The organism is Methanobrevibacter sp. TLL-48-HuF1, from assembly GCF_023617305.1.
GTDB classification, from domain to species: Archaea; Methanobacteriota; Methanobacteria; order Methanobacteriales; family Methanobacteriaceae; genus Methanocatella; species Methanocatella intestini.
This window is the reverse complement of record NZ_CP081485.1, coordinates 1,057,442-1,068,988: the sequence shown is the minus strand read 5'-3', so window position 1 is coordinate 1,068,988 and position 11,547 is coordinate 1,057,442. Positions and strand designations below refer to the sequence as shown.

Below are 11,547 nucleotides of genomic sequence, written 5' to 3'. Positions count from 1 at the left end.
AACATCTCCTTAAATAGTGTAGAAACAGGGCTAAAAATAAAAAAATAACTTTCTTATTCTCTTCCATCCGGACTATAACCGTCGGTTTTGGACTCTAACCAAATCAACACATTTTGTGCTCGTGGACTTATCTATTTAGAAACACCACCGGTGGAGAATTTCACTCCGCCCTGAGAATTGTACAATGAAATAATATATTAATTATATTATAAAAAAGTTTCTTAATAAATTTAAAACTCAATAGTTACTACATCATCGTCTTCAAGATTTAACTTATCTCTAAGTTTATCTTTAGCTATAAATTCCAAATAATTTTCTTCATGTGTAGTTTTAGCTGGAAATACAATAGCTCCAGTAATTTCATCATTTAATCTTGCTTTTATATATTTAACAGCTCCAAAACCTTCATCAGGTTTTATAATATTTTTACATTCATTTTTTACTTTGTTGATTTGAGGAAGGTACTCCTCTGGAACTATAACATTTAAAGTTCCTGGATATGGACGAAATCCGCAATTTTTCTCAAAATTGTTAACATAAAAATCCTGTGATAAAAAATAAGCGGCTTTGCCTAAACCAGTTGTGACTGTTCCATCAATTTTCATTAAAAAACCTCCAAATATATGCAATGAATTATAATTACATTTAAAATTATTGATTATATAATTAATTTAATCAAAAGTAACTGTTTTAGAATAAAATTTAACTTATATCAGCTACTGTCAAATACTAATTTATTTCTATTTACTAATATTTATTATGATATAACCCACTTTTTTAAAAAACAAATTTATTTTAACAATCAGTTATAAATTTAAAAACAGTATAAATTTTACAGGTAATAACTATGGAAACTAAAACAATTTCAACCGATGTTTTAATTATTGGTTCAGGAGGAGCTGGTTCAAGAGCAGCTATTGAAGTAGATGAAGCTGGTCTTAAAGGACTTATTGTTTCAAAAGGACTAACTTTTAGATCAGGATGCACTGGAATGGCTGAAGGAGGATATAATGCTGTTTTTAAAGCTGTCGATGCTGATGATTCAATAGAAGCACATATTGAAGATACCTTAAAAGGAGGCAGCTATCTTAATGATAAAAAACTTGTAGATATACTTGTTCACGAATCTCCAGACAGATTAATCGACTTAGAAAATTATGGGGCGATTTTTGACCGCCAAGAATCCGGTAAAATAAATCAAAGACCATTCGGTGGACAGCAATACAGAAGAACCTGTTTTCAGGGAGACAGAACAGGTCATGAATTAATGAGTGCTCTTAAAGAAGAAATCATTAAAAGAGACATTGAAACTATTGAAGAAGTAATGGTTACCTCTCTTGTTTTAGATGAAAATTTAAGACAGGTTATAGGAGCTGTTGGACTGGATTTGGCAAAGTCTCAAATAATTTATTTTAAAGCTAAAGCTGTTATACTAGCTAGTGGAGGAGCAGGTAACTTATATCCAATTACATCCAACACTATTCAAAAAAACGGTGACGGATTCATGCTTGCCTGGAATGCAGGAGCTAATCTGATAGATATGGAACAGATTCAATTCCACCCAACAGGAATGGTAACACCTGATTCCAAAAAAGGAGTCCTTGTAACTGAAGCTGTAAGGGCTGAAGGTGGAAAATTATTAAATAAAGACGGCCAACGCTTCATGAAAAAATATGCTCCTGAAAAAATGGAACTGGCTACCCGTGATGTTGTTGCAAGATCCATTTATCAGGAAATCATTGAAGGAAGAGGCAGTGAACATGGTGGAGTTTATTTAGACATAACACATCTTCCTGATGAGTTAATTGATGAAAAATTAGAAACTATGGTTCTGCAGTTTAAAAATGTAGGTATTGATATTAAAAATGAAAAAATAGAAGTAGCTCCAACTGCACATCACTTTATGGGTGGTGTTAAAATCAAACCTGATTGCTCTACAAATGTAGCTAATTTATTTGCTGCAGGGGAAGTATCTGGAGGAGTCCACGGAGCTAATCGTTTAGGTGGAAATGCACTGGCTGATACCCAGGTATTTGGAAAAAGAGCTGGTGAAAGTGCTGCGAAAGCTGCAAGTGAAACTGACTTTAAAGAAAATCCTGAAATGGTTCATGAAGAAAAAACAAGAATTGAAAGCCTAATTAAAGACGGTTCCATTAATCCTACAGAATTCAAAAACAATCTTAAACAGTTAATGTGGGAAAAAGTAGGAATTGTCAGAGACGAAAAAAATTTAAACAAAGCTTTAAGACAATTGCAAGAAATGAAAAAAGACTTAAATGATTTAAAAGTTGAAAATAAAGCTCAATATAATACAGAACTTGTAACTGCTCTTGAAGTAATAAACATGGTTGAAATAGCTATTTTAGTTGTAAAATCAGCAATATTACGTAGAGAAAGTAGAGGAGCTCATTTCAGATCTGATTTCCCTGAAAGCCATAATATCTGGAAAAGAAGCATTGTTTTAAACAAAAATAAAATAAAATTTGAAGCTAGATAAACTTATTTTCTAGCTTCTTTAAGCTCTTCAATAGCTTTTCTGGCTTTTTTATAAATTTCTTCTTCATCTAATGTAGTTAATTTTTTATTTTCCATTAAAATTTTACCATCACAGATAGTGGTATCTACATTATAACCATTTGCTGAGTAAATAATATTGGAACTTGTAACTGAACTATCAGGTATCATATTAGCATTATTGGTATCGATTAAAATCAAATCTGCTTTTTTACCAACTTCAATTGATCCTATTTCCTGTTCAAGCCCTAAAACTTCTGCACCTTTGATAGTTCCCATAGCTAATGCTTCATTAGAAGTTAAAGCTTTAGGATTTAATAAATTAACTTTTTGAAGTAAAGAAGCTGTTCTTAACTCTTCAATTAAGTCTAAATTATTATTTGATGATGCCCCATCTGTTCCAATTCCAACACAAATATCATTATTAATTAAATCATAAATTGGAGCTATACCTGAAGCCAGTTTCATATTACTGCATGGATTATGTGAAATTTTAACATTATTCCTTTTAATAATTTCAATTTCATTATGGGATAACCATACACTATGTGCAGCTACAACATCAGGACCTAAAAATCCTATTGAATCCAAATATTCAAATGGTCTTAAATTATGTGCTTCAAGTGAATCATTTATCTCCTTTTGAGTTTCACTAACATGAATATGAATTCCAGTATTATACTCATTAGCTAACCATCTTACATCTTCCAACAAGTCTTTTGAAGCAGTGTATGGAGAATGAGGCCCAAAAAATACTTTAATTCTTCCATCAGCCATTCCGTTGCATTTTTCAAACAAGGCTATGTTTTCTTTAATTTCATGTTCTCTTTTTTCATCATCACCAAAATCAATCATACCATAAGATAAAACTGCTCTAATTCCTGATTCTTCAACAGCTTTTGCAACATCTTCCATGTAAAAGTACATGTCACTAAAAGTAGTTGTTCCAGATTTGATTAATTCAATAGCTCCTAAAAGAGCACCAATATAACAGTATTCAGATGTAAGATTTGCTTCCATTGGCCAGATATTATCATTTAACCATGAATCCAAACTTAAATCATCAGCTAATCCTCTAAACAAAGTCATTGATAAATGTGTATGAGTATTTACAAATCCTGGAAGTAATATTTTACCCTTACCATCAATAACCTTATCTGCATTACTTTCATCAATATCAGTATCAATTTCTGCGATTTTATCATTTTTTATTAAAAGAGAACCTTTTATTTCTTTAAAATCTGAAGGGTTTAAAATTAATGTGTCTTTAATTAAAATAGTATTATCAGTCATAATAACACCTAAAAAAAATAAAAAAAGTCAATTAAAATAACTATTCTAAATTTTTAATAGCTAATTTAATATCTTCTGGTTTGATAGTTTTACGTTTAGCGATTTTAGCAACATTATTTGCTTCAATTGCAACATTACGAGCTACTTCTTCAAGATATGCAGCTAATTCAGCTTTTGCATCTTCACTAACTCTTTCAGCACCAGTATCTTTAATAATCCTTGCGATAGGAGCTTTTGGTATTTCAGACATATATTTCACCTCAAACAGTTAATTTGTAACTTATGATAATTTTAAATTAATCTTAAGCTTAATATCATTATAATTTCTATTATATTTAAAGATTTTGTATTATTTGATAGTAAAAACTGAAAATATTAAAAAATATTAAGAATTTTAACACTTTAAAAAAGTATTAATAAAAAAAATAATATATCATATCACATAAATAAAATGAGAAGATTTAAAATGAAATTAAAAATTGCTGTACCTTCTAAAGGAAGAATTAGTGATCCTTCAATAGCCATCTTAGAGAAAGCTGGATTAGGATTAAAAGATAATGCTAATAGAAAATTAATTTCTGCTACTTTTAATAAAGATATTGATGTTATGTTTGCTCGTGCATCAGATATTCCAAAATTTGTTGAAGATGAAATTGTTGATATGGGAATAACTGGTGTAGACTTGATTAATGAAAGTGAAGCTAATGTTAAGGAATTAGTTGATTTATCTTTCGGACAAACAAAATTAGTTTTAGCATCACCGGAAGATTCCAATATAAATTCTATTGATGATTTAACATCAGATATGGTAGTAGCTACTGAATTTCCAACATTAACAAAAAAATACTTGGAAAAACATGATTTAACATCAAAAATAATAACATTAAGCGGTTCTACAGAAATCGCACCATTAATTGGAATAGCTGATTTAATTACTGATTTAACCAGTACTGGAACTACATTAAAAATGAATCATTTGAAAATTGTTGATGTAATTTTAGAAAGTACTATTAAACTTATTACTAATGACAATAGCTTTGAAAATAAAAAAGAGTTAGTTGAAGCCGTAAGTACAAGTATAAAGGGAGTAATTGAAGCTGAAAGGAAAAAGCTTGTAATGATGAATGTTAAAAAAGAAAATTTAGATAATGTTAAAAAAGTTATGCCGGCAATGACAGGTCCGACAATTTCTGAAGTATTATCTAAAGAAGAAACTGTAGCTGTACAGGCAGTTATAGATGAAGATGTAGTATTCGAACTTGTTAACGATTTAAGAAATGCAGGTGCAAAAGATATTCTTGTCGTGCCAATTGAAAGGATTATATGAAAATAGCAATAATTTACTCAACATCCAGTGGAATAACAAAAAAGGCTGCAAAAATTTTATCAAATAAAATAAAAGCTAAAATACAGTTAATTCCAATTGAAAAAGCCAAAACAGCCTGTTTGTTAAAATATGATTTTATTATATTAGCTGGATCATTATACCATGGAAAAGTCCAAGGAATCTTAAAAAGATACATATCCAGAAATATGGGAACATTGATGGAAAAACCGGTTGCTCTTTTTATGAACTGTGATGAAAAATCAAATACTAAAAGTCATCTGAACAAAACATTTTCAGAACAACTTGTTAAATCATCATTTATTTCTTCAAATTTTGGTTATGAAATAAATCCAGATGAAGGAAACTTTATAGATAAAATAAAAGCTAAAAAAACACTTTCCAGTGAAAATATTCCTGTATTGGATATGGATGAAATTGATAAATTTGCCAGTTATATTAATAATTTAATTGATAAAAGAATTGAATGAAATGGGTTGATTAAAATTTTTAAACTAAAAAGTATTATTTCAATAAAAGATTTTGAAAGAAAGGATATTGATTATATTCTGGATGAAGCATCAAAATTAGAAGATATAGCTAAATCAAAAGAATGTTGTGACGAATTAAAAGGTAAAATCCTTGGATTAATGTTTTTTGAACCATCTACAAGAACAAGATTATCATTTGAAACATCTATGAAACGTTTAGGCGGAAATTGCATAGGTATTGAAAGTACAAGATCATGTTCTGTTTCCAAAGGGGAAAGCATAGCTGATACTGCAAAAATGTTTGAAGGCTACAGCGATGCTTTAGTTATTAGACATGAATTGGAAGGTGTATCTAAATTTATATCAGATATTGTAGATGTTCCAGTGATAAATGCCGGAGATGGTGCTGGTCAACATCCTACTCAAACATTACTTGATTTATACACTATTAAAAAAGAATTAGGGCAGATTGATAATTTAAAAATAGCTTTGGTTGGAGATTTAAAATTTGGCCGTACAGTACATTCATTATCTAATGCATTAGGATTATATGACAATGTAGAACTTTATTTTGTTGCTCCTAAAGAATTAAAAATGCCTCAGGAAGTTTTACACGATTTAAACAAAAAGAATATCCCATATACTGAAGTTGATAGTATAGAAGAAATCATTGATAAAGTAGATGTTTTATATGTAACCAGAATTCAAAAAGAACGCTTTGGAGATTTGGATGAATATTTAAAAATAAAAGGAGCTTATATTGTTAATAAAAAAATGTTGGAAGGTAAGGATGTTATTGTTATGCACCCGTTACCAAGAATTGATGAAATAGCTACTGATTTAGATAATACTAAACATAATAAATATTTCAATCAGGCATTTAATGCTGTTCCAGTTAGAATGGCTATTTTAAAAACTTTAATAAAAAACAATCCCAAATGGAATCATATGGAATAAAGTGTTTTTTCAAGTAGATTAGTATCGCATTGAAGTGTTATAATATTAGTTCTTCCTTTTCCACGTCCACGTGATATAGTATTGGTTGAAATAATACCTAACATTTCAAGTTCATTTATAAAATCAAAAATTCTTCTGTATGTTACAGAATCTCCTTTTGATACTTCTTTATAAGTATCATATAATTTACCTGAGGTTATTTCCTCATTATTTTGAGTAAGTCTTAAAATAGCATCTAAAACTCTTTGTTGCTGAGTTGGTAAGGTTAAAATAATATCAGTGATTTTATTATGTTCAATTCTGTCTTTCGCCCTTCTTACATAATCACCAATGATTTTATCAGATTCTTCTTCATCAGCTATTTCTCCAGCAGTTCTAAGTAAATCCAGTGCATATCTTGCATCTCCTTCTTCTTTAGCTGCCATAGCTGAACATAATGGTATAACATCACTTTCAATTGTATCTTCTTTAAATGATAAATGAGCTCTTTCACTTAAAATATCAGCTAACTGATCAGCACCATAAGGTGGGAAAACAATTTCTTTATCCCTCAAACTGCTCATTACTCTAGGTGTTATAAATTGCTTAAATTCAACATAATTACTAATGGATAATATAGATACATTGTCAGTTCTTGTTAAAGTGTATAAAATTCCATCTCCGTCTTTACTAAGCAATATGTCAATTTCATCTAAAATAACAATTAAAATTAGTTTTTTTCCATATGCATTTCTTCTGAAAATGTCTCTGAAAGTATTAATAACTTCCCCTTTTGTCCAGCCTCTGTGAGGAACATTTCTTCCAAGTTTTTGACATAACTGTGCAATAACCTGATATTCTGTTGTGTAATCAGTACAACGAATATATTCAACTTTTATGAAAACATTCTTATTAGATGCTGCTTCATTTAGTTGTTCACGAGCAAATTTTGCTGCTGCTGTTTTTCCAGTTCCTGTTTTTCCGTAAATTGTAATATCAGATGGAGTAACATTATTTAATGCTTCAATCCAATATTTAGCTATTTGTGTTATCTGTTCTTTTCTGTGAGGTAAATTTTCAGGTAAAAACCTATGATCTAAAGGTTGTTTATCTTTAAAAACTGATTTTCCTACCTCCAAGTCATCAAATATATTTGCCATATGTTCACCATTCTTAAAAAGTAATAAAAGTAAAATAATCTTAAAAAATATGAAAAAATTATAAGTATTATTTCCAGTGTTAATATATGAAAACAGTGTTAAATAAAGGTTTGTATTACAAAATTGTATTGAGATAATAAATTTTCATTAAAAAATAAAAATTAAAGAAATTAAATAAATTAAAATTAACTAAAAAATGTTTAAAATACTTAAATTTATAAAAAATAGTCAATTAATAGCTTAAATAAAAATTAAAGTAAATAAAAATAGTTAAAATTAAAACATGAAAATTAACTATTTCAATTATAAAGACATATATTTCAAGTGAAAAAATAGTGATGAAAACAAAATTAACATAATTGTAAAATAATTTTATAATTTTTCAATTACAAAATAAAAGGTATATATTACTTATTTTTAAAAAATAAATGTTTTATATCAATTTTTTATAAAATAAATTAATTTAAAAATTTATTAAAAAATTATCATTTAAAAAAATAAGACTAAAACAATTTTTATTTCAAATTTAAAGAAGAAGTATTTCAATTGTAATATTTTCAGTATAATATAATATTTATCTGAGCATTTGAAAAATAAAACATATATTTCAAGTGAAAAAAAATTCAATAAGAGTTTTATCAAAAAAAAATATAATGATTTAACATGAATAGTGAGAGATAAATTTCAACTGTAATGCAATTTTTAGTGCGAAGCAAAAATCAAGACATATGTTTCAAGTGAAAAAAAATTTTTAACTTGGTTAAAATGATTATTTTTATAAAAAAAGAATAATAAAGGCTTTATTTTCAATTTTAACTACAAAAAATTAAGATAAATTTCAAGTGTTTTTACAGATGAAATGCATGTCTTCATTCCTACAGAACCTTCGCAGAGCTTTCACTTGAAATTTATGTCTGTCTGTCTAAAATTTATGAAAAAATTATACAAACATACTATTTTCATTATGTGGTTTGGAAATATTAGTGTTTGAATTACCAAAAGCGTAATTTAATAACATTATACAATGTAATTTAGCTTTAAAAACACGTTTAATAGTTTTAAATAAAGCATCTTTACTTAATCCATCTTCAAATATATTATCAGTAACTACAAATTGCTGTAAAATATCTTGATCCACTTTCAATTCATAATCAACTAAAAATAAGTTTAAATTAGTACTTACATCAAATAAAAATTTATTTTTATCTTGAGGAGATGCATTTTGCATTAAATTAATATGTTCTGGTGCTACTTGTGTTGCACATCCAATAACAATAACATCTTTTTCTTTTGGTTTTACAACATCCATTATATTATCTTTAGGAAATTCAATGACAAAATGAAAGTCTGCATTTTCATCTGCAGCTTTTTCTCTAAAGACACCTTCATCAGCTAACCAGTTTTTAACATCTTGTTCAATACTCATTTTTTCACCATATTTAAAATTATAATAAAATATTTATTTATTTTAATATTATATATTAAATAATGTATTATACTTTTGATTTAATAAATAATTTCAATATATTTAATAATATTAATTTTTCATATAATATTTTAATATTTATATTATTTTCATTATTTTTAGCTATTTCTTTTGATATTACATATGGCGAACTTCCAACTAAGATTCATCCTGTTGTAATGATCGGATCTGTAATATCCTTTTTCAAAATCAGATTTATAAAAATAACAAATAAATGGTCAGGTTTGTTTTTAACAGCTGCTACCTGTATTGCTTCAAGTGTATTAGTGATTATATTAGTTTATTTATCTTCATTTAATGCATTTATATTTTTTATATTATTTACATTAATTTTATCATCTACTTTTTCTATTAAAATGCTGTTGGGTACTGCTATTAATGTTGAAGCAGATTTGAAAGAAGATATTGATAAAGCAAGACAGGCAGTTTCATATTTAGTCAGCAGGAACACTGATGAACTGACTGAAGAACATATTGTTTCAGCTACTATTGAAAGCTTAACAGAAAATATTACTGATTCATACATTTCACCTGTATTTTATTTCATGATTTGCAGTCTTGCTGGAATTTTTATACATTCCTATTTGCTTTTATTTATTTTAATTTTAATTCCATTTAATTACAGAATATTCAATACACTTGATGCAATGGTTGGTTATAAAACTGATGAACTGATTAATATTGGTTTTGTTCCAGCTAAAATAGATGATATTTTAAATTATATTCCATCAAGAATAGCTGGTTTATTTGTTGTTTTATCTGCATTTTGCCTGAGGTTTGATTATAAAAACAGTTATAAAATATTGAAAAGAGATGCCAGAAACTGTCCAAGTCCAAACTCTGGTTTTACAATGGCTTCAGCTGCAGGAGCTTTAGATATACAATTAATTAAATTAGATACTTATATATTGGGAGACAATAATAAAAATATTGAAATAAATGATATAAGCAGTGCTGTTAAACTGTCAAAATTAACAATATTATTATTTACCATTGCAATAATTTTATTTATAATTATATTATATGTGATATTATGAAAATAGCTATTATTTCTGTTTCAAAAAAAGGTTATGATTTATCTTTATTATTAAAAAAACATTTAGATAAAGATTCAACTATTATTAACACTGATATTTATTATAAAGATGTTAAAAATACTTTTAAAATATTATTCTATGAATATGATGCAATTATAGCTATTATGGCTTCTGGAATTTTAATTAGAAGTATTGCACCATTAATCAAATCAAAAGTTTCAGATCCTGCTATTTTGAATATTGATGAAAATGCTAATTTTGTAATCAGCACATTATCAGGTCACTTAGGAGGAGCCAATAAACTGACATCAAAAGTAGCTGATATGTTAAATGCAACAGAAGTTATTACAACTGCAACTGATGTCAATAAAAAATTAGGTGTTGATGTAATAGCTAAAGATTTGTATTTGACAGTTAAAAATCCAAAAGAAATTGTATATTTCAATAAAGCTATTTTAAACAATGAAGAAATAATGTTCAGAGTCAACAGTAAAGAAAACTATGATTTTTTATTTGATTATTTAAATGATAATACACTTGAAATTGATGTTTCAATTGAATTTACCAGTTCCATAAATACAGATGAAATACATGTCTTATATAAAAATCATAAACTAATAATGAAAATTGAAGATATTGTTGTTGGTATTGGATGCAAACGAGGTAAATCCAAAAAAGATATTTTAATAGGTCTTAATAAGGCACTTGATGACTTGAATATTTCTAAAAACAGATTATCTAAACTGGCTTCAGGTGAAATTAAGAAAAATGAAAAAGGTATCTTGGATTTAAGTAAAATGTTAAATATTCCTGTTAATTTTGTTGAAATGGATAAATTGACTTTATTTAAATCAGATGAGATACATGAATCAGAATTTGTAAAATCCAAATTTGGTGTCGGCAGTGTGTCTGAAGCTTCTGCTTTAATTACAGCAGGCTTTGATTCAAAATTAATTTATAAAAAAACAGCTTTTAATGGAGTTACAATAGCTTTAGCTATTTCTAAAAAAGATTAAAAAAAATTAGATAGATTCTAATTTGGAAAGAACTTCCCATATTAAAGTTCTTGCATGAACCGGTATGTTAGGATCATTACTAATTTCATCTAACTTAGTTAAAACAGTACTTATTTTTACAGATTGATCCTGGGATTCATCTTTTAATAAAGTGTTGGATTCCTGTGCTGCTTCTCTTATGTTACGTGGAACTGAATTGTTCTCCATAATATATTCTAATATTTCTGATACTTCATCGATTGTTTGATTAGACATAAAATTTCCCCTCCAAAATAATATATATTTAAAAA

Annotated in this window: 12 protein-coding genes and 1 riboswitch; of the genes, 6 read left to right on the top strand and 6 right to left on the bottom strand. The window is 27.3% G+C overall.

From position 1 onward, the window contains the following. Window positions 1-51 precede the first annotated feature (51 nt). Window positions 52-182, bottom strand: a riboswitch (FMN riboswitch). Between the two features lie 48 nt (window positions 183-230). Further along, the gene (locus K4897_RS05050; protein ID WP_019265145.1) at window positions 231-605 is read right to left on the bottom strand and encodes a DUF120 domain-containing protein; all 375 of its coding nucleotides are present in this window, start codon (window positions 603-605) and stop codon (window positions 231-233) included. A gap of 242 nt (window positions 606-847) precedes the next feature. On the opposite strand from K4897_RS05050, the gene tfrA reads away from it, so the two are divergent. Next, window positions 848-2,497, top strand: a complete 1,650-nt coding sequence (gene tfrA / locus K4897_RS05045) for a fumarate reductase (CoM/CoB) subunit TfrA (RefSeq protein ID WP_250415661.1) — start codon at window positions 848-850, stop codon at window positions 2,495-2,497. A 2-nt stretch (window positions 2,498-2,499) separates the two neighbouring features. Here tfrA and K4897_RS05040 read toward each other — a convergent pair whose 3' ends face one another. Then, on the bottom strand, window positions 2,500-3,807 hold the full coding sequence (locus K4897_RS05040) for an amidohydrolase family protein (RefSeq protein ID WP_019265147.1): 1,308 nt from the start codon (window positions 3,805-3,807) through the stop codon (window positions 2,500-2,502). Window positions 3,808-3,847: 40 nt separating this feature from the next. Then, window positions 3,848-4,057: a histone family protein gene (locus K4897_RS05035; RefSeq protein WP_019265148.1), complete on the bottom strand. Its 210-nt coding sequence runs from the start codon at window positions 4,055-4,057 to the stop codon at window positions 3,848-3,850. A 216-nt stretch (window positions 4,058-4,273) separates the two neighbouring features. Between K4897_RS05035 and hisG the strand changes: the two genes are divergently transcribed. The 3 genes from hisG to pyrB are packed head-to-tail and all read left to right on the top strand — an operon-like array spanning window position 4,274 to window position 6,579. Beyond that, a complete protein-coding gene (gene hisG, locus K4897_RS05030; RefSeq protein ID WP_049780215.1) occupies window positions 4,274-5,134 on the top strand; it encodes an ATP phosphoribosyltransferase in 861 nt (286 codons plus the stop codon). Further along, window positions 5,131-5,622 carry a flavodoxin domain-containing protein gene (locus K4897_RS05025; protein ID WP_019265150.1) on the top strand — a complete coding sequence of 164 codons (492 nt, stop codon included), beginning with the start codon at window positions 5,131-5,133 and terminating at the stop codon, window positions 5,620-5,622. The genes hisG and K4897_RS05025 overlap by 4 nt, the downstream gene beginning before the upstream one ends. 6 nt (window positions 5,623-5,628) lie before the next feature. Then, window positions 5,629-6,579 carry an aspartate carbamoyltransferase gene (gene pyrB, locus K4897_RS05020; protein WP_019265151.1) on the top strand — a complete coding sequence of 317 codons (951 nt, stop codon included), beginning with the start codon at window positions 5,629-5,631 and terminating at the stop codon, window positions 6,577-6,579. On the opposite strand, the gene K4897_RS05015 is transcribed toward pyrB, so the two are convergent. Then, window positions 6,567-7,718 carry a Cdc6/Cdc18 family protein gene (locus K4897_RS05015; RefSeq protein WP_019265152.1) on the bottom strand — a complete coding sequence of 384 codons (1,152 nt, stop codon included), beginning with the start codon at window positions 7,716-7,718 and terminating at the stop codon, window positions 6,567-6,569. The two genes, pyrB and K4897_RS05015, sit on opposite strands and share 13 nt — an antisense overlap. Window positions 7,719-8,658: 940 nt before the next feature. Then, entirely contained in the window at window positions 8,659-9,144 is a 486-nt protein-coding gene (locus K4897_RS05010; RefSeq protein ID WP_019265153.1) for a DUF2299 domain-containing protein, read from the bottom strand. Between the two features lie 62 nt (window positions 9,145-9,206). On the opposite strand from K4897_RS05010, the gene K4897_RS05005 reads away from it, so the two are divergent. Both K4897_RS05005 and K4897_RS05000 read left to right on the top strand, forming a co-directional pair. After that, entirely contained in the window at window positions 9,207-10,241 is a 1,035-nt protein-coding gene (locus K4897_RS05005; protein ID WP_250415660.1) for a cobalamin biosynthesis protein, read from the top strand. Continuing rightward, complete coding sequence (locus tag K4897_RS05000) at window positions 10,238-11,257, top strand: cobalt-precorrin 5A hydrolase (protein WP_250415659.1); 1,020 nt, start codon at window positions 10,238-10,240, stop codon at window positions 11,255-11,257. The genes K4897_RS05005 and K4897_RS05000 overlap by 4 nt, the downstream gene beginning before the upstream one ends. 6 nt (window positions 11,258-11,263) lie before the next feature. Here the strand turns inward: K4897_RS05000 and K4897_RS04995 are convergent, their stop codons facing one another. After that, window positions 11,264-11,512: a UPF0147 family protein gene (locus tag K4897_RS04995; protein ID WP_019265156.1), complete on the bottom strand. Its 249-nt coding sequence runs from the start codon at window positions 11,510-11,512 to the stop codon at window positions 11,264-11,266. Window positions 11,513-11,547: the final 35 nt, after the last annotated feature.